The organism is Pseudomonas sp. 3B-A001-10F (assembly GCF_056313565.1).
The window spans coordinates 153,536-174,910 of sequence record NZ_JBQYFW010000001.1 but is presented as its reverse complement, the minus strand read 5'-3'; the positions used below and the strand labels follow the sequence as shown (position 1 = coordinate 174,910).

At 55.7% G+C, this 21,375-nt stretch carries 20 protein-coding genes and 1 pseudogene; 11 read left to right on the top strand and 10 right to left on the bottom strand.

Annotated elements, in window-relative coordinates:
• Nucleotides 1-29: 29 nt before the first annotated feature.
• The gene (locus tag AC0ZWN_RS00935; protein WP_116255724.1) at nt 30-1,889 is read right to left on the bottom strand and encodes an ABC transporter ATP-binding protein; all 1,860 of its coding nucleotides are present in this window, start codon (nt 1,887-1,889) and stop codon (nt 30-32) included.
• Between the two features lie 235 nt (nt 1,890-2,124).
• Between AC0ZWN_RS00935 and AC0ZWN_RS00930 the strand changes: the two genes are divergently transcribed.
• Nucleotides 2,125-2,319: a hypothetical protein gene (locus tag AC0ZWN_RS00930; protein WP_095049919.1), complete on the top strand. Its 195-nt coding sequence runs from the start codon at nt 2,125-2,127 to the stop codon at nt 2,317-2,319.
• A gap of 55 nt (nt 2,320-2,374) precedes the next feature.
• Here the strand turns inward: AC0ZWN_RS00930 and AC0ZWN_RS00925 are convergent, their stop codons facing one another.
• The 4 genes from AC0ZWN_RS00925 to tspO all read right to left on the bottom strand — a co-directional run bounded on the left by AC0ZWN_RS00925 (nt 2,375) and on the right by tspO (nt 5,010).
• Complete coding sequence (locus AC0ZWN_RS00925; protein ID WP_476333695.1) at nt 2,375-2,785, bottom strand: hypothetical protein; 411 nt, start codon at nt 2,783-2,785, stop codon at nt 2,375-2,377.
• A 77-nt stretch (nt 2,786-2,862) separates the two neighbouring features.
• Entirely contained in the window at nt 2,863-3,489 is a 627-nt protein-coding gene (locus AC0ZWN_RS00920; RefSeq protein ID WP_476333694.1) for a DUF3885 domain-containing protein, read from the bottom strand.
• A gap of 79 nt (nt 3,490-3,568) precedes the next feature.
• A complete protein-coding gene (locus AC0ZWN_RS00915) occupies nt 3,569-4,570 on the bottom strand; it encodes an alpha/beta hydrolase (RefSeq protein WP_476333693.1) in 1,002 nt (333 codons plus the stop codon).
• On the bottom strand, nt 4,570-5,010 hold the full coding sequence (tspO, locus tag AC0ZWN_RS00910; protein ID WP_095049923.1) for a tryptophan-rich sensory protein TspO: 441 nt from the start codon (nt 5,008-5,010) through the stop codon (nt 4,570-4,572). Before tspO ends, AC0ZWN_RS00915 begins: the two co-directional genes overlap by 1 nt.
• 142 nt (nt 5,011-5,152) lie before the next feature.
• On the opposite strand from tspO, the gene AC0ZWN_RS00905 reads away from it, so the two are divergent.
• Nucleotides 5,153-5,419 carry a hypothetical protein gene (locus AC0ZWN_RS00905; RefSeq protein ID WP_257354755.1) on the top strand — a complete coding sequence of 89 codons (267 nt, stop codon included), beginning with the start codon at nt 5,153-5,155 and terminating at the stop codon, nt 5,417-5,419.
• A 63-nt stretch (nt 5,420-5,482) separates the two neighbouring features.
• Here the strand turns inward: AC0ZWN_RS00905 and AC0ZWN_RS00900 are convergent, their stop codons facing one another.
• Both AC0ZWN_RS00900 and AC0ZWN_RS00895 read right to left on the bottom strand, forming a co-directional pair.
• Complete coding sequence (locus AC0ZWN_RS00900; RefSeq protein WP_476333691.1) at nt 5,483-6,430, bottom strand: EAL domain-containing protein; 948 nt, start codon at nt 6,428-6,430, stop codon at nt 5,483-5,485.
• 30 nt (nt 6,431-6,460) lie between these two features.
• Entirely contained in the window at nt 6,461-6,994 is a 534-nt protein-coding gene (locus tag AC0ZWN_RS00895) for a CSS-motif domain-containing protein (protein WP_476333689.1), read from the bottom strand.
• A 370-nt stretch (nt 6,995-7,364) separates the two neighbouring features.
• On the opposite strand from AC0ZWN_RS00895, the gene AC0ZWN_RS00890 reads away from it, so the two are divergent.
• A complete protein-coding gene (locus AC0ZWN_RS00890) occupies nt 7,365-7,694 on the top strand; it encodes a DHCW motif cupin fold protein (protein ID WP_095049927.1) in 330 nt (109 codons plus the stop codon).
• Between the two features lie 137 nt (nt 7,695-7,831).
• On the opposite strand, the gene AC0ZWN_RS00885 is transcribed toward AC0ZWN_RS00890, so the two are convergent.
• Nucleotides 7,832-8,281 (bottom strand): N-acetyltransferase family protein, encoded by a 450-nt coding sequence (locus AC0ZWN_RS00885; RefSeq protein WP_476333687.1) that lies wholly within the window; start codon nt 8,279-8,281, stop codon nt 7,832-7,834.
• A 160-nt stretch (nt 8,282-8,441) separates the two neighbouring features.
• Here AC0ZWN_RS00885 and AC0ZWN_RS00880 point away from each other — a divergent pair, with 160 nt between their 5' ends.
• Nucleotides 8,442-10,361 (top strand): tyrosine-protein phosphatase, encoded by a 1,920-nt coding sequence (locus AC0ZWN_RS00880; RefSeq protein ID WP_476333686.1) that lies wholly within the window; start codon nt 8,442-8,444, stop codon nt 10,359-10,361.
• A gap of 601 nt (nt 10,362-10,962) precedes the next feature.
• On the opposite strand, the gene AC0ZWN_RS00875 is transcribed toward AC0ZWN_RS00880, so the two are convergent.
• On the bottom strand, nt 10,963-11,934 hold the full coding sequence (locus AC0ZWN_RS00875) for an AraC family transcriptional regulator (RefSeq protein WP_476333685.1): 972 nt from the start codon (nt 11,932-11,934) through the stop codon (nt 10,963-10,965).
• Between the two features lie 267 nt (nt 11,935-12,201).
• On the opposite strand from AC0ZWN_RS00875, the gene AC0ZWN_RS00870 reads away from it, so the two are divergent.
• From AC0ZWN_RS00870 to AC0ZWN_RS00850, 5 genes are all read left to right on the top strand, one after another.
• Nucleotides 12,202-13,005, top strand: coding sequence for a 2OG-Fe(II) oxygenase (locus tag AC0ZWN_RS00870; protein WP_476333684.1), 804 nt, complete (start codon nt 12,202-12,204; stop codon nt 13,003-13,005).
• A gap of 332 nt (nt 13,006-13,337) precedes the next feature.
• Nucleotides 13,338-14,477: a PDDEXK-like family protein gene (locus tag AC0ZWN_RS00865; protein ID WP_476333682.1), complete on the top strand. Its 1,140-nt coding sequence runs from the start codon at nt 13,338-13,340 to the stop codon at nt 14,475-14,477.
• A gap of 32 nt (nt 14,478-14,509) precedes the next feature.
• A complete protein-coding gene (locus tag AC0ZWN_RS00860) occupies nt 14,510-15,364 on the top strand; it encodes an HNH endonuclease (protein WP_476333680.1) in 855 nt (284 codons plus the stop codon).
• 1,836 nt (nt 15,365-17,200) lie between these two features.
• Nucleotides 17,201-17,656 carry a hypothetical protein gene (locus AC0ZWN_RS00855; protein WP_061436649.1) on the top strand — a complete coding sequence of 152 codons (456 nt, stop codon included), beginning with the start codon at nt 17,201-17,203 and terminating at the stop codon, nt 17,654-17,656.
• Nucleotides 17,657-17,759: 103 nt separating this feature from the next.
• Nucleotides 17,760-18,494, top strand: a complete 735-nt coding sequence (locus AC0ZWN_RS00850; protein WP_476333679.1) for a DUF5677 domain-containing protein — start codon at nt 17,760-17,762, stop codon at nt 18,492-18,494.
• Between the two features lie 268 nt (nt 18,495-18,762).
• Here AC0ZWN_RS00850 and AC0ZWN_RS00845 read toward each other — a convergent pair whose 3' ends face one another.
• On the bottom strand, nt 18,763-19,428 hold the full coding sequence (locus AC0ZWN_RS00845) for a hypothetical protein (RefSeq protein ID WP_476333678.1): 666 nt from the start codon (nt 19,426-19,428) through the stop codon (nt 18,763-18,765).
• Between the two features lie 194 nt (nt 19,429-19,622).
• Between AC0ZWN_RS00845 and AC0ZWN_RS00840 the strand changes: the two are divergent.
• Together AC0ZWN_RS00840 and AC0ZWN_RS00835 are read left to right on the top strand one after the other, a co-directional pair.
• Nucleotides 19,623-20,243 (top strand): annotated as a pseudogene (locus tag AC0ZWN_RS00840) (tyrosine-type recombinase/integrase).
• A 340-nt stretch (nt 20,244-20,583) separates the two neighbouring features.
• The gene (locus AC0ZWN_RS00835) at nt 20,584-21,309 is read left to right on the top strand and encodes a lysostaphin resistance A-like protein (protein WP_476333677.1); all 726 of its coding nucleotides are present in this window, start codon (nt 20,584-20,586) and stop codon (nt 21,307-21,309) included.
• Nucleotides 21,310-21,375 lie beyond the last annotated feature (66 nt).

Genomic DNA, 21,375 nt, shown 5'->3' with positions numbered 1-21,375 from the left:
AGCGACTGCTCCCAACCAGCCCCACACCCTCAAGCCTGATCCATCGCCGTCGCCACGCCCTGATCCTCACCCAGAAACCCACCACTCTGATGCTGCCAGAGCCGCGCATAAATACCGTTTCTGCTCAGCAACTCAGTGTGCGTCCCTTGCTCGATAATCCGCCCCTCATCCATGACAATCAGTCGATCCATCGCCGCAATCGTCGACAGCCGATGGGCAATCGCGATCACGGTTTTGCCCTGCATCATTTCATCGAGGCTTTCCTGGATGGCGACTTCGACTTCCGAGTCCAGCGCGCTGGTGGCTTCGTCGAGCAGCAGGATCGGCGCGTTCTTCAGCATCACTCGGGCGATGGCGATGCGTTGGCGCTGGCCGCCGGAGAGTTTGATGCCGCGCTCGCCGACCAGCGTGTCGTAGCCGCTGTGGCCCTGCTTGTCGCTCAGTTGGCTGATGAAGCCGTCGGCCTGCGCGTTCGCGGCGGCGCGGCGGATATCTTCGTCGGTGGCGTCCGGGCGGCCGTAGGCGATGTTGTCGCGAATCGACCGGTGCAGCAGCGACGTGTCCTGGGTGACCATGCCGATGGCGCTGCGCAGACTGTCTTGCGTCACGTGCGCGATGTTCTGGCCGTCGATGCGGATCTCACCGCTGTCGACATCATAAAAGCGCAGCAGCAGATTGATCAGCGTCGATTTGCCCGCACCGGAGCGGCCGACCAGGCCGATTTTCTCGCCAGCGCGGATGCTCAGGCTCAAGTTGTCGAGGACCTGACGTTCGCCGTTGTAGTTGAAGTTCACCTTGTCGAACGTCACCGCGCCGCCCGCCGGCACCAGCACGCCGGCGTTCGGCGCGTCCTGCACTTTAGGGCCACGGGTGAGGGTGGCCATACCGTCCTGCACGGTGCCGATGTTTTCGAACAGCGACGTCATCTGCCACATGATCCAGTGCGACATGCCGTTGATGCGCAGCGCCATGGCGGTGATTGCCGCCACCGCGCCGGTGCCTACCTGACCCAGATGCCATAGCCACAGCGCGTAGCCGCCGGCACCGATAATCAGCCCGACCACCAGCGCCTGATTGACGATCTCGAACTGGCTGACCAGACGCATCTGGCGGAACCCGGTGAGTTTGAAATCCTCCATCGCCGCGCGTGCGAAGTGCGCTTCACGCTTGGAGTGCGAGAACAGTTTTACCGTGGTGATGTTGGTGTAGGCGTCGGCAATGCGCCCGGTCATCGACGATCGCGCATCAGCCTGCTCCTGACCGACCTGGCCCAGACGCGGCACAAAGTACACCATGGCCAGCCCGAACAACGCGACCCAGATAATGAACGGCAGCATCAGTTTCAGGGCAAAACCGCCGGCCAGGGCGATGATCGCAATGAAGTAAACGCCGATGCCCGGTGCTATTTCGATGAGGGTGAACAACACTTCACGCACGGCCAGTGCGGTCTGCATGACCTTGGTCGTGACCCGCCCGGAGAACTCATCGGAAAAGAACGAAAGGCTTTGCCGCAGCATCAACCGATGGAAGTCCCAACGCAGCCGCAACGGCAAATTGATCGCGAGGATCTGGTGCTGAACCATGGTGCGCAGCGCCACCAGACCGATGCTGATGAACAACACGATGCCGATGCCCCACAGCACGCGACTTTCCTGCGCGTTGACTCCACCGCCGGCCTGCCACGTCGAGAGCAGATCGACGACCTGGCCGAGAAAAGAAAACAGCCAGGCTTCGTAGATCGACACGCCGGCACTGAGCAGCGCCAGCGCGAGGATATAGCCGCGTGCACCGCGCGTGCAGGCCCACAGGAACCGCATCAGGCCGACGGGCGGAGGCGGTGCTTCGTCGGGAGGAAATGGGTCGAGCCGTTGTTCAAACACGCGCAGCATTGTGGTCTCCGAAATCATCAGGGTCAGGGGATTCTGCCATTGAATGGCGGACTTGAGGGTTTGCATGTCACCGACTTGTCCCCACCCACTGCTATTGCCCGGGATCACTGCGGCGGAGAACCCCACGGATTCCGGGGGCATGCCGATCAGCTAAGCTGTCTGCTCAGATAACTTGAGCAGCGCACGATGCAGCGAACAAATCCGGTTTCATGTTGGGAGTCGATGGACAAAGGAAATGTTTAATTTCTTTTTGACGTTTTTGTTCGTGTTGATCCCCACGGCGTCGCTTTCGCTCGACAGTTATCTTCGCTACCGAGTGGCAAAAAACCAACCGGTGAGCAAGGCGTGGAAGGGCTGTAATCATTTGCTCTCCATCCTGTTGCTCATGCAGTTGCTGGGTTTGGCGCTGTACTTCTTCTACATCGCCTGAGCACGGTGATTGTCGGCCTTCCAGGGAGAGGAAACCTATGCCTGAAAACCGACACCTATCGTTGTGCAAGCACTTCCCGCCTGACCTGCAACGCAATCACAGCAAAGCCTTTGCCAGTGCCGCGCTCGGAAGCCGAATAGCTCTGATGCGCCGAGACATCCTCCCATTGGCTTACGAACTCTACGTGTTGATGATCACTGTCGGTGTCAATTTGAAACGCTATGAACCGTTCCGCTTGATCGAGGATCAAGCCATACAGCCGTGGCATTCCGGGAAAGTCGACTTCAAGATCGAGTACGACGGTTTCTGACCAATCAACACCTTGGCGCTCGCCGAAACGTGTCAAGGCCTCGGGAATATTGGTATCACGCCAGAATCGAGCGGTTTCCGTCAGGCGATGGGCAGTCACCGCATTCTGTTCCCGCACATTGAGTTGCCGCTTCTTGAGCAGACGATCTATTTCCATATTGCGCCCCCAGTATTGCTCACGCCCAAAAGCTCCCTTTTTGGATTCGTCGCTGATGCCAGCGTCCGGTGTAGCGACTAACGCGCCCCTGCGAACGTGGCGTCCATGGCCGAGCGGTCATAGTCAAGCAGGTATTGATTGTGCCGCTCGTACAGTTGCGAAAGTAGCGGTGCATTAGGGCCGACGACATCCATGCCTCTGTCGTCGTAGGGAAAAACCATGACCTGTTTCGACAGATTGAACAGATACACATCACAGTGGGGATTGGGCTCAATAGCGCCAAAATCTTTAGTCAACGCGCACCAGAGAAATGCTTGAAGGCTTGTGATCGGCGCTTCGAACGCGATGTTGATCCAGTACTCAGGCTCTTCTTCGCAATACCATTCTTCGACATCTATCTCCTCGCTCCAGATTGAGCGTTCAGGAGGAATATCAATGCCGGCAGATCGAAATGCCCGAATCGCGGCCCGATGAGTAAAGCCATGGTTGCCTGAGTGAGTGCGCAGACACGCCACAAACGTTGCCGCGTCAGAAAAGATATCGCTGCAGATCGTTGTCGATTTTCGTAGGGCGGTCAGGAACTGCTCAATGATCCCACCCGTTTCGGAGAGCTCAAAACGCAGTCCTCCAGGGCAGGAATAGAAAAGAGGTCGGGCAAAGGCTTTGCCTTGAAAAGTCCTCTCGATTTCATCTCGTAGGTTCACGTTGTCCCTTCGTATTCATTAGCCTGTCTCCTTGGCCAAGGAGGTGCGCACAGATCTTACTGTAACGGTGACGCTTGGGCTAAGTAGACGGTGAAGCTGCTGGCGTTTGTGGCGAACCAGCGTTCCCTATGCGCGCCGAAATCCATTGCCGACTGTACGCCAGCACACCCTCGGCGATGGTCGTGGGAAAGTGGATAAAGCCATGCGGCGAGTCGGGCAACATATACATTTCGACCCGCGCCGATTGCGCCCAGCGCCTGGCGATGTCGAGGGTGTCGTCGCGCAGTGGATCGAGTTCGCCGGCAAACAGCAGCGCGGGCGGGAAACCGGCGAAGTCGCCGTACAGCGGAGAGAGCGGTGGCTGTCGGCGCTGCTCGTCAGTCAGCTCAGGCGTCAGCAAGCGTAACGCCTCGACCATGCCGGGGCCGTCCAGCACCAGCGTGTCGGCAGGCGCGTTGCGTACGCTTGGCGTTCCGGTGAGGTCGTAGACGCCGTAATACAGCAGTGCGCCGCTAATTCTTTGCAGCAGATCGGGCCATTGTTTCAGCGCCAACAGGGTCGCCGCCGCCAGATGACCGCCCGCCGATTCACCGACAACCACGACGGGCAGCCCGGCAAACTCCTCCTCGTGAAATAACCAGCGAGTGGCGTTGAGGCAATCTTCCAGCAGTCCTTCGATGGGCGTGGACACCGCCAGTCGATAATCCACCGAGACCACAGTCACCTGGCAGCTGTCGACGATGGCCGCGTTGAAGTTGTCGTCCATCTGCGCATTGCCGATCACCCAGCCGCCACCGTGAAAATCCAGCACCACGCCTTTCGCCGGGCCTTTAGGGCGGATGATGCGCACCGGTACGTTATCAATCAGCTTACGCTCAGCGGTCAGGCCAAGCTTGCGCAACGCGCCCGAGCCGCCAATCTGACTCGCGCGCAATAGCGCTTGAATCAAGCGTGGCGTCAGGCGGTTGCGGATCTTGAACCGCGGCAGCCAGGCCAGCTTCCTGTTGAAGGCGCGCACCTGCGCCAACTCGCGCTCGCCCTGCGGCCATGGCGTTGCACTGCCCCGATTGGCACTGGTCATCAGCGGTTCTTGATCAGGATGGAAAAATTCAACGCCGCGGCAACGCACAGCCACGCCAGATAAGGAAACAGGATCAAGCCAGTGATCAGGTCCAGTTGTATCGCCAGCACCACCATCGCCGCGACCACCAGCCACAACACGGTGAGAATCACCATCGCCGCCAGCACCTGATGCGCGCCGAAGAACACCGGCGTCCACAGCGTGTTCAACGCAATCTGCGCCGCCCATAGCGCCAGGACGGTCTGGCTGCCGGGGATCAGGCTCAAGCGGTAACCGGCCCAGGCCAGCAGCAGATAGATAATCGTCCAGGCCACCGGGAACGCCCAATTGGGCGGGGTGAAACCGGGTTTGTTCAGCCCTTCGTACCACGGCCCTGGTTTGAACATCACGCCGGTGGCTGCCGCCGCAGCGCAGGCCAGAAGAAAAATGAAAAAGGTCATCGCCAGTCCTTGGCTGAAATCAGCCGGTTGGGGGTTTAAGAAAGGGACGCCTCGGCAAGGAAAAAGTTTGCCATGAATTCCGGATTGGTCAGAGAGGCGATTCAATTTGAACTAAAAACTGACCGTCACGTCAGGATAATCAGTGCCTTTTCCTACTGACGTGGATGACATCATGTACACCTATCACATCAAATATCTATTCAACGGCGAGCCTCGGACTTTTCTGCTTGAACTCAAGGAGCAGCAGTTGGCCAAGCACGCGGCTGCGATGCATCTGCTGGAACTGCATCTGGGCGATGCGGAAAACGGCTTGATCATGCCTACAGCGGATTCAACGCCCGAGCAGATTCTTGAACATGCCGAGCGAGTAGGGATTACGGAGATTGAGGTTTTCAGCCAGACCAACTGAAGCAGGCTGACGGCAAACCCATTGCGCGACCGAAGATGGGTTTGCCCGCGTGTTTATGCGCGCTTAAACCGGCATCGCTGCTTCCTGCGCATCGTGCTCCACTTGCGCGCACTCTCGATAGAACCGTAAAAACTCCTCCGCCGGCATCGCCTTGGCAAAAAGCCAACCCTGACCAAACTGCACACCCTGACCGCGCAAGTAATCGCGCTGCGCTTCGGTCTCGATACCTTCAGCAACGATCTGCAAACGTAAACTCTTGGCCATTTCGATGATGTGGCCGGTCACGGTGCCGGTCGCGGCATCCTGATCGATATTGTCGACAAACGACTTGTCGATCTTCAGCACGTCCAGCGGCAGTTGTTGCAAATGCTGCAGGCTGGAAAACCCGGTGCCGAAATCATCGATAGCCGCCAGATAACCCAGCTCACGGGCGCGATTGACGGTGGCGCGGGCAGCATCAATCTCAACGAAGCCGCGCTCGGTGGCCTCCAGCCAGATCTGCTTTTGTTGCACGTCGGCGCGGCGTAACGCAGCGTCGAGTATCGGCAGAAAGCGGCCGCTGCTGACGTCCTTCGCCGCCAGGTTGATCGCCACGTGCAAGCTGCGCTCCTTGACCAGCAATGGACCGAGGTCACGCATCACATTGTCGATGACCTGATCGGTGATCGGCAGAATCAAACCGCTGTGCTCGGCCAGCGGAATAAACGCATCGGGGCACACCCGCGAGCCATCCGGATGCTGCCAGCGCACCAGTGCCTCCGCACCGACGCAGGCACCGTCGCTGAGGCGGATGATCGGTTGATAGTGAACAACGAACTCGCGATTGCGCACCGCCAGTTGCAGTTCCGCCAGCGGCGACAGACGTTGCCGGGTGCGGCGCACGATCAGCAACACCAGCACCCCGGCGAGCAAACCACCGATGGGCAACAGCAGTAACTCCCGGCGGATCAAGCCTTGCATCAGCTCATGGCGCGACAGCGCGGCGATGGCGACCCAGTCGCCGCTGTGCACGAGGGTGTAGAGGTAGCCGTCGGCAAGGCCCTAGTGCGGGCCGGAATGCACGCGAGCAAGAAAGTGTTCCGCGCCCGGGCGTGAGGTGCTGATCAATTGCCCGGACGCGGTGCCGACCGCCAGGTGCAAATCCTCATCAAGCATCACCTGCAAAAACTGCTCGGGATCGACCAGCACGTTGAACGCCGCGTACTGCAGCGCCATCATCGGTTTCGCTGCAACGATGCGCGACTGCACACCGAGTGAAACGCGCACGCCGTCCGATGTGGTGAAATCCTCGCGCCATGGCGTCGCGTGCTGCCCGACCGGTCCCCAGGAACCACAGGCGTAAATCTCTTCTTCGACGTAGCCGATCGACTTCACCGAGAGGGTGTTGATGGTCAGCAGACGCATCTCGTCGATGCTTTCCGGGGTGCACGGCGCTAGACGCGATCCAGCGATGGATTTCAGTGCACCGGCCGCTTCACTGAAAGTCCCGTGGGCGCGACTAGAGGCGACGGAAGCGAGGGTTTCCAGGCGCTGTTGCGCCGCCGCCAGATTCAACATCCAGGCGACGTAACCCATCAAAAGGACCGGAAGCAAGACACACGGAAGGCCCAGGAGAATGCTCCCCCAGACAATGCGTTTTTTGTTCATTTAGCGCCACCTTGGCCTCAAGGCCTGTGACGTGCGCACAGCACGGCTGTTTTCAGCCATTACAGATTACGGCTGCCGTGTGGGGTAAATACTGCTCCAGATCAATTTAACTGACTGCCCGGATTGTTTGGTTTCTTTGCGTTCTGTGAGCTGCGTGACCGAGCCTCATTACTGGCAAGCCAGCTTCCACAAGGACCGTGTTCAGAGTCTGTATCCCGCAAATCCACGCTGTCTGTATCTATCGGCACAATTCCCTCGTTGATACCTTGCGCGCTTCGCGAACATCAACGAGGTAGCCATGGATCTCACCGCCATTCCTTTCGGTACCACCGATTGGTCAACCATTGAACCGGAGGCGCATGCCGGGGTAACCGGCACGGCTTGGTGGCGAACCTGCCAGTTTGGCGCAACGCGCGTGCGGATGGTCGAGTACAGTCCCGGCTACCTCGCTGATCATTGGTGCTGGCGCGGCCATATCCTCCTGTGCCTGGAAGGGCAGTTGCAGACCGAACTGGAGGATGGCCGCCAGTTCACATTGACTCCCGGCATGAGTTACCAGGTAGGCAACGACGCCGAAGGCCATCGATCCTTCACCGCCACTGGAGCGAAACTGTTCATCGTCGATTGAGTTCGCGTTGATGCCTTCAGGCCTTTTTCGGCTCGTGATGGGGGCTTTTCAGTCACCATCACCTCAGATGGCCGGCCGGCCGCCATCGCGAGCAGGTTCACTCCGGTAATCCTTCTACGGTGGGTTCGACACTGCCATCACCATTGCTTTTGCATGATGATCGTACGTTCGGCACCGTGATATTCGTCTCGAACCCTGTCGAACCCAAGCGATCGATAAAAACCTTCAGCCGTGATGGAAGAGGGCACATGCAGCGTGGTGAAACCCTGGCTGACAGCGACTGACTCAAGCTTTTCCATCAGCCGCTTACCCAGCCCTTTACCCTGACGGGCCGGCGCGACAAACACGCTGCGAACCACGTCCTGATCAAGACTGGCGGTTGCCACGATGTGTTTATTCAAAGTCGCCACGTAAACCTGACGTTTGCCCAGCAAGCTGAGAATCGCCTGCGGTGCAAAGCTGCGCTGCACCTGCTCTATAACGTCTGGCGAATAGTCGCGCCCATTGGACTCACGCAAGGTGTTCACGATGAGTTCACTGATCATGGCGGCATCTTCGCGTGTTGCCATTCGAATCTGATCTTCCATTTTCGTTAGTCCCTGAGACTTTTCCTGCCGGTGGATGGACCAATCACGCACCCTACGGCCCGATCGCGCAGCCATTTCCGTTCAAAGCAAAACTGTCATATTCAGTATCACTTGCCTACCCATAGTGACCAGCCCAACGCTTAAACAATGAGGCTGCACCGTGTTTCAACGTCTTCTGTGTTCGCTGTCCGTACTCAGCCTGTCCATCGCCGCCGCCCATGCTGCCGAGGCTGTACCGCTCGACACGCCGCGCCTGCAAGGCATCGACAACTTCCGCGACGTCGCCGGCATCACCACCGCGTACACCACGGCCCACGACGGCACGATGCGCGCCGGGGTGTTCTACCGTTCCAACGCGCTGACGCCGACCGCCGCCGATCTGGCGATTCTCAACAGCCTCGGCATCAAAGCCGTTTACGACTTGCGTACCCCCAGCGAAATCGCCGCCACCCCCGACACCATGATCAGCGGCGCGACCTGGCAGAACATCGACATCATCGGCAGCACCACCTCCGGCTCGAACATCACCAACATCTCCTTCAAAAGCGCCGCCGACGCCATCGCCATGATGGAACAGACCAACCGCGCTTTCGTCAGTGACGCAGGCATGCGCGGCCAGTTCGGCAAACTGTTCAATGAACTCGCCAGCGTCGACGCCGCACAACTGTTCCACTGCACCGCCGGCAAGGACCGCACCGGCTGGACCGCCGCCGTGTTGCAGAGCATCGCCGGGGTCGACAACGCGACCATCATGGCCAATTACCTCGCCACCAACGACTACACCGCCGCCCGCGTCGCCGCCACGCTCAAAGCGCTGCCGCCGAGCATGGCCGCGATCTACGAGCCGCTGCTCGGCGTGCAGGCCAGCTACCTGCAGGCCGGCCTCGACGAAGTCACCGCCAAATACGGCAGCATGGACATCTACCTCAAACAAGGTCTCGGTCTGTCGCAGGCAACCATTTACGTCCTGCGCGGCAAACTGGTCGAATACAACAGCCTGCCGGGTCAGGCCGGGCTGATCGGCAACGCCGCTGCCGGCGCTGAATTGCTTCGCCAATTGCAGAACACCAACCTGTCCGGCACCTACAGCGCCTACAACTACTACCTGCAATCGGCCATTGATGCCGGCACCCTCGGCGGTGTCGAATCCCAGGTCGGCGGCCAGGTTCACGCCGATGCCGCCAGCTACCTGCTGCGGCAAAACGCAATGATCGAACAAGCCGCCGCGCCGTTTGCCAGCGGCACTGACCTCAATGTCGGCCAATATCGCCTCTGGACTACCGCGCTCGCCGGCTACCTCGGCACCGACGGCTCGGCCCACGCCGAAAGCAGCAACGAACACAGCCAAGGCCTGATGGTCGGCATCACCCAGCGCTTCAGCGAACAACTCAGCGCACGCGGCGGTTTTGGCTACAGCAAAGGCAGCGTCGGAGGCGCGGGTGGTGAAGCCGATACCGACTTCACCTTCCTCAACGTCGGCGCCCGCTACGGTTTCACCAGCCTCGAACAAGGCCTGTTTCTCGACGCTAACGCCAGCGCCGGCTACATCGACTACGACAGTAAACGCGACCTCGGCGGCGGCCTCGGCACCGCGAAAGGCAACAGCCACGGCAACCTCACCGGCGCCACCGTCGCCCTCGGCTACCGCGCTCCGGTCAACGGCATGACCTTCGAGCCGAGCCTTGGTTTGCGCGTCAGCCACCTCGACCTCAACGGTTTCAAAGAGAAGGGCAGCGAACTGTCACTCGACGTCGACGACAACACCGCCACCCGCCGCAGCGCCGTCGCCAACCTCAACGTTGGCTTCGCCCCAATGGCGATGGGCGCATGGCAACTGGTGCCGGGCGTACAAGTGGGCTACGAACGCACACTGGGCGACAACCAGGTCGACAGCCAAAGCCACCTGCTGGGTCTGGACATCGAACAACGCGCCGCATTTGATAATCGCGACCAGTTCAGCGGCGGTGTGAATGTGATGGCCAGCCTCGGCGCCCTGAGCCTGGGCGCAGAAATCGGCGCCAATGGCGGCGGCGACAGCCACGGCTTCAACGGCGGTCTCAAGGCCAGCTACGCGTTCTAAGAAACACACGGGATCAAGGACGACCCCAATCCAACAAACACCCCAAAACCCAATGTGGGAGCGAGCCTGCTCGCGAAAGCGCCAGACCAGTCAACATCAACTGACCCACCGCATTCGCGAGCAAGCTCGCTCCCACAAAAGCCCCTCACCCTAACCCTCTCCCGAAGGGAGAGGGGACTGACCGCGTGGATTGGAAGAGTTACACCGACGTGGCATACCGAGTCGAACTCAAACTTTGAAAAGCCCACGAATCGGCTCCCTCTCCCTCGGGAGAGGGGACTGACCGAGGCGTCTTGCGTCATTCATCGACCTGAAAGATCGAGACGATTATGGATTCAAAGCAAGACTCTCAGGTCGGTGTAGATCTTCAATATCCCCGGCTCGGTTCCCTCTCCTTGGGGAGAGGGATAGGCGGGCGGCGTTCCGATGAGGGGAAAGCAGTCACCGCAAAATCAACTGGCCAACTCGGTCAAACGCCTCCGCGCCCACTCCTCGATCAACCGCGCCGGCGTGCCATCCCCACGCTTAGCGACCCATCGGCGCGGTGCGACGTTTAGCGAAATCTTCTCACCACACGTTACCTTGCAAACCTGTTACCCAATCACCCCCGAGCCCGAAACTCCGCCGGACTCACCCCAAAAGCCCCCTGAAAATACTGACAAAACCGCCCCACATTACTAAACCCGAACCGCAACGCCACCTCCGTCACCGACCCCGAACCCCGCTGCTTCAACACCGCATAAGCCCGCTCCAGCCGCACCTGCCGCTGATACGCCACAATCGACATCCCGACAAACCGCCGAAATCCTTCCTGCAACGCGCGCTGACTGACATGGCTCAAGCGCGCCAGATCCACGCCACTGGCCAACTGCTCCGGATGCGCCTGAATAAACTCCACCGCCAACTTCACATGCCGTGGCGCAACCATCGCCGTCGGCCGCTGCAATGCCTCGGAAAAATTATGCGGCCACGCCTCCAGCACCGCATCAATCAACATCTCGCGCAACCGCGACGGCATCAACGTCCCGCTGTTGAGCAACAGATCAAACTCCGCCCCCGTCGCCAGATCAATCAACGCCCGAATCCCCTGAAACGCTGCGGTGTTCAGGTCCACGCTGGGTGCAAAAACGATCTTCTGCAGAATCGGTTTATCCAATAGCATCGACAGCCGCTCGGTGAGTTGATGACGATTGATCGACATGCCGTGATGCGCATGATCATCAACAAAGCGCATCGAACGAATATCGGCCTTATCAACCGCCAGGCCCACATGCGTCACACCGATGGACTCGGTCGCGTGATTGAAAACAATCTTGCCCGCCGTGGGGATCACAAACGTGATCTCATCCTGCGGATCGGGAAACGAAACGCTGAAATCGCCGTGGTAATGCATGCGCCGGAAACTGACGCCATCGTGCCGCCCGTAAACGCCGCCGATAATGATGTTCGACGGCAGCGGCGGGGAGTCGGAATATCGGTTGCCGAAGAATCGGGAGAACAACGCGCCGAAGTCGTCGGAACGGAGATTGTCGGAGCGCAGAATGATTTGCTGGCGAACGGGAGTCGGAAACACCTTGGCGGCACCTTCGGTGGGGGGCTCTAGGACTGGGGTGTAGGGCAGGGCGCCGAGGAGATTAGCAGAGGCAATATGACGCGTTTGTGACAGTCAGAAACATGTCGTTACAGCGCAGCGCCGTGTTTAAGAAAAGGACACTCGGCAGGCCATGGCCGACATGGCAACCTGCTCGCAACTGTACTCAGCAAAAAAACCAAGGCATCGCGCCGAGCGCCCAGCCTTGTTTACCGAGACCTGAAAGCATTCAAGTCAATTGGAGCGGCAATGCAAGCCAACACGCAAACACTCCCCATCACCCTGACCCCGGAACTCGACTTCGACCAAACCGCCGCCAGCGCTTTCGGCGAATCGCTGACCCACGAATACACCCAAGCCACACCATTCCCGCACATCGTCATCGACAACTTCCTGCAAGCAGACGTCATCGCCTGCATCTGCGAACACTTCCCGGTCGAACCGACCAACAACGAACAAACCTACGAGCGCGGCTACAAAGGCCAACTCAAACGCCAGATCAGCCCCAACGCCTGCAGCCCTTACCTGAAGAACGTCTTCAACACCTTCAACTCCGCACCCATGCTGGAATTCCTCGAAAAACTCACCGGCATTCAAGGATTGATTCCTGATCCTTATTTTGCTGGCGGTGGTTTACACGAAACCAAAACCGGCGGCTTCCTCGGCGTGCATTCGGATTTTCGGCTGAACAAAAAGCTCAACGTTGAGCGGCGGTTGAACGTGATCATTTACCTGACCGAGGACTGGCAGGAGGCGTACGGCGGCAACCTGGAGCTTTGGGATGTGGGAATGAAGAAGTGCCTGAAGAAGGTGCTACCGATTTATAACCGGTGTGTGATTTTCAATACGGATAAGGACAGTAACCATGGGCATCCGGAGCCGTTGACTACGCCGGAGCACATCACTCGGCGGTCGATTGCGTTGTATTACTACACGGCGAGTGGAGTGAGCGGGGAGCCGGGGCAGAGGAATAAAACGCACTATAAGCCGCGACCGAAGGATCGGTGGAGTTTGAAGTATTACCTGGAGAAGCTGTTTAAGAAGAAGGGGTGAAGAGGCTGCCTAAACATGGACGCAGCCGTTTCTTTGGACTGGGTGGTGAGTAGCTAGTTCGGCTTCGGCCAATAGCTGTCTCTCGTAACGGGCCGAAGTCGACCCAATGCGGACGTTGAAATACGTTCTGAGCGTAAGTAAAGATATTTCTTCTTCCCTTTATTCTATGGAGCGAGAGCGTTTGCAGGCGCGGATTGGGGAGTTGGAGACTGTGTTGGGGCGGAGGGCTTGATGCTTGCGTGATATAAGCAGCATCAAATCGCCATTACCATTGTGTACGATTTCCCTGATACTACGCGCACTCACTCCGCCTTAATCAGGATCCCTCTCTCATGGACGATTTTCTGCAAACCGTGGCGCTTCTGCGAGCGAGATATCAGCGCCCGCCAGCTTTCAATCTCTTCTCCGTATTACGTAGCTCAAGTGACGAGGTTCGGCTTCATTCGCGCTTCCTTGCGTTCCTGCTTGATCCCAAGGCTACCCACCATCAGGGAACAACCCTGCTGAATCTCCTGTTGAAGCGACTGGGCATCGAGAACTTCGACTCAGAGAGTGTGACTGTCGAGGTCGAGTACCAGAACATCGACATCCTGGTCCGCAACCTATCCGGGCAAGCACTGATCATCGAAAACAAGATCTACGCCGGCGATCAGGATGAGCAGCTCTGGCGCTATCACCAGCGAATGCAGGCAGAAGGTTACGCCGAAATCTGGACCACCTATCTCACCCTGGAGGGTTCCGAGCCCACTGAGCGGAGTCGCAAGTCCCTGCCCGTCATCCTCCTCAGCTATGAAGCTGAGATTGTGCCTTGGCTCAAGGACTGTGTCCCGCTGGTTGCCCGCGAGCCCGGCGTGCGAGAAAGCGTTTTCCAGTACATCGAACTACTCCAAAAGCTGACATCCAGTGACCAGAGCGAGATCTACATGAACAAGCTGAAAGAACAGATCCTGCTAGGCGAGAACCTTTTCGTGATCGCCGATATCAACCATGCATTCAACGCCGTATTGGCCGATCTACAGATCGACATCTGGGAGCGCATGACAGCGTATCAAGCTCGCCAATATCCTCAACTCGGCAAACCTGAAATTTCGGCCACGAAAGAGGCGGTTTACGCTTATTACAAAAAGGCCAAAAACAGCAAGTACATCGGCCTCACTTTCCCTTTCACGTTCATGAAGGGGGGCGTGTACATCGAACTCAATCATCGCCTCTACAGCGGCTACTACTGCGACGGTGAGCAGTTCCCGGAGGATCGGGAGCGCCTCATGGCGCTGGGTCGATTGATCGCGCCCAATACTCGCAGTTCAGGCACCCTGTTCTGGAAATTCCCCAAGATCAATGTGAACTTGCATACGCCCACCAATGAAGATTTGGTTCTCCTCCGGGATCCGCAGACGAGGGAGTTAATTGCTGTCAGCCTGATCGATGACATGCACGATCTGTGGCAACGCGCTCATCAGCAATTCGCTTAAGCGCAGGCATAGCATTCAAGGGGAAATGACGTTTGGCCAAATTTGAAGACCTTCGCACTTGGGAAAAAGCCCTAGGGGCTGTCGTTGAGCTTGGGGGCAAAGCCAGTCGGAAAGATGTTGAAGACTGGATCCTCACCAAGGATCCGGGGTACAACACCAACAACCTGGCAGACCTCTACATGTTGTCCGTCAACTCACCTGCCCGGACTGGCTACACACAAAATGAAAAGCCGCGTACGACTGATCAGGGCAATCGTTACGACAGGCTGTTCAAGGTCGGTAAGGGTGCCTTTGAGGTTTACGACCCGGTCCAGCACGGCATTTGGGAAATCTACCCCGATGCATCTTCGGGTAGCCGATTTGGTGTTTCTGTTCGGCGAGTTTCGAATCCGGTCGAGCAAGCACTGGCAGACGCTGAGGAGGTTGCTGAGCAAGGAGGCACTTTTGATCCTGAGGACATCGCCGATGCCAGAAAGCGCGTAACCGCCGACATTGTCCGTCGCCGCGGGCAACCCGCATTCCGCAAAGCGCTGATGGGAGCTTATGACAGCGCCTGTGCCATCACAGGATGCAACCTGCCTGCCGTGCTCGAGGCTGCTCACATTTACCCCTATAAGGGAGTTCATACCAACGTTGTATCGAATGGAATTCTGTTAAGGGCGGACATTCATACCCTGTTCGATTTGCGGCTGATCGCCATCGAGTCGGAGAAAATGGTGATACGGGTTTCACCAGAGTTGATCGATACCGATTACGCGACGCTGGACGGCTCTTTGGTTCGTCTGCCAAAACAGGATTCTGATCGAGTGAGTGCAGATGCATTGGATTGGCACTGGAGTCAGTGTGTGTGGGGGGCTGAATCAGGAAGCGGGTCTGTCGTGGAGTAGATATGAATAGGGATAACGAAGAAAGTCACCATGAGATTATGCGTGCCCAGCCTGAGCCGAGAGTCTGAAGCAGAACGGAATAGCCGGCCGGTAGCGGTTGCTTCTGAACCTCCTCTTATGGCCGATCGGTGCCCTCCACGAATGGCACCGATCGGCCAAAGGCTGACATTGGTGAGTTCACCATTTCGCAGGGCTGAACCATCGCGTCGTGGCGACATCTGCCTCCCAAGCCGATTGAAGGGCTAAATATTCATTCCTCTCCAGCCATGATGGCATAATGCCTCTTCGAGGTGTGTTCTCGCAGTCTGTGTGCGAGGGCCCGTGAAAATTCTTCAGACTCCAAGAGTTTGAAACTGACACGGTGAATTGGGCGCAAGTCATAGCTTTTGCCCGAGATGAGAACATGCATGAATCCATAAAGCCTCTTAATCGGAAAATTTACGATTAATTCCGGGGCCAAAAGTTGACCGAGCAATCCCTATGAATAGCTTCATAATGGCATTATACGAACTACTAGCATTCCTTGGAGGGTGCATCTTATTTTCTTTACTACTCGATAAACTGATAATGCGAACTCAGAAACGTTCAGCCAGTTTTTTTAAAGGGACCACTGTAGTAAGTGCGATTCGTCGATATTTTTTTCGACTGCATCGTTTCAATCTTATAAAAGCGCTGACTCTGTCACTTGTTATGTATTTTTTTTCGCAGTTGACCCTCCGCTTATGCGAAATAATATTTGATATTACTTTGAGCTTTCCCTGGTATTTCCTACCAGGACTCTACATTGGCTGTGCTGTTTTGTTTCTACCAATGAAAGGGCAAGGTTTAACCGCAGCGCTCGATAAACGCCTCTCACTGAGTTGGGATCGAGACGACAGCTTGGCGCTTCATATACGGCAACGAAAGATACATTCCCTATCGCCGGCTTTTACGAATTCTTTAGCCATGGCTGCCGCCACTCACTTGCTGGATCTCCGTGCCTGCACCATCGGCAATCCGGTAAGGCTCGATAGTTGGCTATTTGCGCCGCAGCTATCCAGAGCAAATCCAGAACTACGGAAATTTCAAAACACCCTAAATTTGCGCAAACTAAAAAAGTTCAGTCCTTCTTTGAAAGCAAGGCATATTTCACTACTGATGGAGTGTGCGATAGCTAGGCACAAGAGTTCAAGGAGATGGCCAAACGAAAATCCTAGAAGGACTTTAAAGATATTTGGGTTTCTCAGGTGCGTTGTCTTTTTGCAAAAATTTGCCACTACAGCCATGTCGTTTGTACTGTTGTTGCCACGTTGGCGCTCCATCGCCCGTTCTTTGCAATCGTTACCAAAACCGAATTTTAGTGCTACCTACCCGATGCAAAATGGAGCACCCAGCACTCAGCGAATTAGGGACGCAGAGCTTGTGTTCAATGCACATATTCCTACCTGTAGGGTAAGTCTCTTACCGTTGGAGCGCATGAGCGTCTTTACTGTGATTACTCTTGTGGCTCATAACCCTAGAGTGTCTTCTCAATTAGGTGGCTGGACCACGGGCATACGAGTCGAATGAAGGAAATCATTAGGTAGGCAGTCCTGGCTGAGTGAACACTAACTTGGAATTAATAGTCCACGACTCCGGTGTGTACTCCCAACCAATTCCTGTGCTGATGTAGTGACGGTGTATGGCCGAAAGCTTCCTGGCGCGAAAGGCAGATATCGGCCAAAAGCGGACCATCAGCCCTAATGGCAACTGGCAAAAATGGAGTTATGGTTCGCCTACGAAAAGAGGGACATTCAGAGCTCCTGCTTTTTAGGTTAAATTGGCCTCAATACATGAACGGCAGGAGCTGGAAGCAGTATGAAGGACTCATATAAACAGATCGTAGCCCTGAGCAAAGGATCAGTACGAACACTTCTCGACGAAAAGAAGGTTCTCATGTCCTACCTGTATAGCCAGGCGCTTACGCACTGTATAGAACATTCGGAAAAGCATGGTGATTACAGCCTTCTTGGTGCATTGGTGAACGTATTCGACGGTCGTGACTTTAAGCTGTTCGTTTCAGCATGGATCTGTGAACGCCTTGGGCTGACAAGCAAAATGGGGCCGGTGGGGGCCGTCTTCGCAAGGAGCGGGAAACCTCCAAATACGCATATGAGCTTTAAGGTAAGTGTGGAAGAGTTCGCCGGAGCGAAATTTAAGGCAAAAGTACCGGTGAAGCCTGTTTCTACGAAGGAGAGGAAGGCGCCAAAGCGTGTTGATATGCTCGACTCATGGGCGCGCCTGCCGGGTAGCTTCGGGCATGGGAAGCGATGAGCCAGCAGAATTCGTTTTGCTCACTCACGCCATCCGTAACGCTTTGCCTAACGCATTCGGCGGTCTATTTTGATGCGAGAATGAACCTATTGGTGGAGAGTAGATGAGTACAACGACGGCCCTACAACTTCTCAAATCGGCGGAGCAAATACTTGAAGGTCTTCGAAGCCTTATTATTCGTGCTCGGCCCCCATTGGTTTCACCAGATCGTTTGCGGGTCAGCCTTGTACTAACTATTGCTGAGCAGTTTGAGGCAATGTTGCATTTGGCTAATGCCCATATGAGTACGCACGCAGCCACTCATGTGAGGTCAATGATCGAGGCACTCGTAGCTATGAAGATGCTTGAGACGAGTAACACCTATATTGACCAGATGCGATATGAAAAATTAAAAGGTGAGCGACGTGTCTACAAGGGGATAATTGCTGACCCTCATATTCCTGAACAATTGAAAATTTCAATAAAAGAAATGGACGATATCTGTCATTCCGAGTGTGAGGTTTTTCGTGCTGCCGGCCTCAAGCCCAAGAAAATAAGCGACGATATTGGTGCTGCCGGGTTAGGTCATTTAGTTGGACCTTATTCGATGCTTTGTGCTTTCTCACATAACGATCTAGCCGTGCTAGCATTCCGACATCAGAATGAAACGAATATGGTCTATAAACAGGCTGATTCACCTAAGTTTGTAGAAACGATCATTTCCACCTCGTTGATGGTACTGATGGATGCAACTGATCAATTTGGCAGGCTTGCCAAATTTCCTGACAACCACTTCCATACAGTTTTTGCGGAGATGAATGCGAAGTGGGTTGATGTTCTTTCACAACGCGTGGGGTGAAGTTCTGGGTTGCGTGGTTGTTTTGAATCACCCCCTAATTTCCTGGAGGCATCCGACTGGCTCCTTTTGGCTGATAAGGGACAGCAATCGTTTCAATCATCGGCCTGGCTCATGCGGCGTTTGCGTCTGACTTGACCCTACGCATGCTCAACGAATTGTGGCCATCACCGAGACGGGGATAACGGGCTGATCGCGCGACTGGCCTGTCAGGCGTACGTAAGAGCGTTGATGCCGTAACCTACATGTCCGCAGAGCATCTGAAATAGAGCTAGTCTAGAAAAACTGTGCTCATGCTTTTTCTCTTTCTTGAGTTGAACAAATCAAATATGGTCTTGTTGGCCTCAATAAATCTTGTTTTCCATTGCTGAATGGTATTGTCGTTTGATTTGTGGACGTAAAAATTTATCAGGCAGTTATGAAGGTAATGGAGAGACGTTAAGTACTCGTTTATTGCATCCATCAGCTTGACGTGCTCGACGGCTGAGTCCTGGCTCAATGACGCCCCCCAAAAGCCAAGCTCGCTATTAACGGAAGTAAGAGGTTGGGAATAGAGTTTCAGTTCGTTGTTCTTATCAACTACTTTCTCTAGATTAGACTTTGCTTGAGAATCACTAGGCACCAACATACCAGCTTCCGGGACAAGATTGAACAGCAGATTTGCTATTTGCACTGTGGTTGATTCGATCTGAACAAGTGTTGAAATATATAGCTTCTTTGTTGAGTATGCGTCTTCTCTAATCTTTTGTTTGTGCCATCCTATATATGTGACGACAGCTAGAATGAGAGCTACTACCGTAGCGACTCCGGAAAGGGCCTCAGCCCAACCTGAAGGACTTAACAAACCTTTTGCTACTAGTCCGAAAAATAAACCAGTCGCGAACGAGCACGCTATCAGGATAGGTAGGACAAAACGGCGATTCGAAATAGCGGCCATGCTTCACCAAAGATCTAGGAGTCAGATCCATTGTGGATCATCAAGTGATTGTTTGGGAGGCCTTATAGGTTTTTTGCAGGGTAGATGCGAATCGCCCGTAATTTCCCAGATGCCTTCGACTGGCTCCTTTTGGCCGGTTAGCGACCCGTCCTCTGGTCAGCCATCCTTGTCCTTCGACACGTGGAGGACTCGTCATGAACATCTTCGCTACCTGCAGCCGCCAGCCTTGGAACAAAGGAAAACTGGTCGGGCAGAAAGCTCCACTCAGACTGAGAGATATCTGGGCCATCCGGGTAAGGCTTCAAATTGCAGAACGAACCCGTGATCTTGCGCTCTTCGATCTGGCCATCGACAGCAAGCTTCGGGCCTGCGACTTAACCAAGCTTCGTGTGCGCGACGTCGCCCATGGCGAGCACGTATCACCACGCGCCATGGTGATGCAGCAGAAAACGCTGCGGCCAGTGCAATTCGAGATCACCGAAGAAACACGGTTTGCTATTGCGGCCTGGATACACCAGGCCCAACTCCGGAGCGAGGACTGCCTTTTTCCGAGTCAGCTGCATACCTCAGACCATCTATCAACACGTCAATACGCACGTATCGTCAAAGGCTGGGTGGAAGCAGTTGGCCTTGATCCAGCAAAGTATGGCACTCACACAATGAGGCGTACGAAGGCATCGCTGATCTATCGCAGGACGAAGAATCTGCGAGCGGTTCAACTGCTGCTTGGCCATACGTAGCTGGAGAGCACCGTTCGATATCTGGGAATTGAAGTCGACGACGCCCTAGAGATGGCGGAACAGACCGAGGTTTGAAAATGCATAGCGACGGTCGAGCCTTGACCGTCGCTAACCGGCCAAAAGCAGTCGTTGGAAATGAGTCTACGATACTCATGGCTGATCAATTCACCTGATCAAGACCTGTGCAAATCTATTACGATGGAGTGTCCCACCTAGCCATGGAGGTAGAGAATTGTAGATTTGTAGAGATGTGGAGCACGGGCTAACAGTTATGAATACTCGAGAACGCGGCGGACAACAACAAGCGAGAAAGCCTGGCTTCTCAAACACCAGATTCAGGCAAACCCTAGGGACCATATCGGCAACACCTTATTTCCGGTATTGGCTCGTCACCATCAAAAGGACTTCCTACGCAATGTCTTCAAGTGAATCCCTAACCATGGGAGCGAGGGCTTCCTACGCCTCCAAAATCCTTCCAGGACTTATTCTTGGGCCAGCAGTATTTTTCGCTTACCGGGCATTTACTGATTATCTGAAGCATGCCTTCGATATGGTGACGCTCTTGGCGTTTACTGTACCCATCCTCTACGGGCTACCTGCATTTTTCTTAATCGCTGTTGTGCTGTTGCAACGCCGGCTGTGGCCTGGGTTTGAATTGATCGGACGGTTCGATACCAAGTTGCTGGGACTGGGGGCTGCCGCTGTAGCGCTCACTTACCTGATTGAGATTGCCGTGGTTCTGCACCTGGGGTTGGGTCGAGAATTTCAGATGTCCATGCTGGGATTCGGGCAGACGCCCGCCCAGTATTGGCTGATGATCGGATCGGTCCTTGTCTTGCCCCCTATCGTGGAAGAGCTGGCCTACCGCACATTTCTGCTACAGGCGCTGCCCTTCAATAAGCACTGGGCCGTCGCCGTCGCGGCGATCTTGCTATCAGCCGGTTGCTTCATGTGGGCACACTTCGGCGTCTACCAACTCTGGACGACTCACGCGCTTATGTTCGCCCTAGGCGTGATCTTCGCTGTGGGGAGGGTGATAACTGGCGGGGTTGTGTATTCGATGGTCCTCCACAGTGTTGCAGTCGCCTGCGCGCTTATCCTGGACTATGCGGGTGAAGTGTTGAGCTGGAGCGGGTGGTGATTTGAAGGTCGTACAGAATTTGCAGATTTCGCCACGATGGGCTGCTTCTCGTGAGGAGCGATGCAG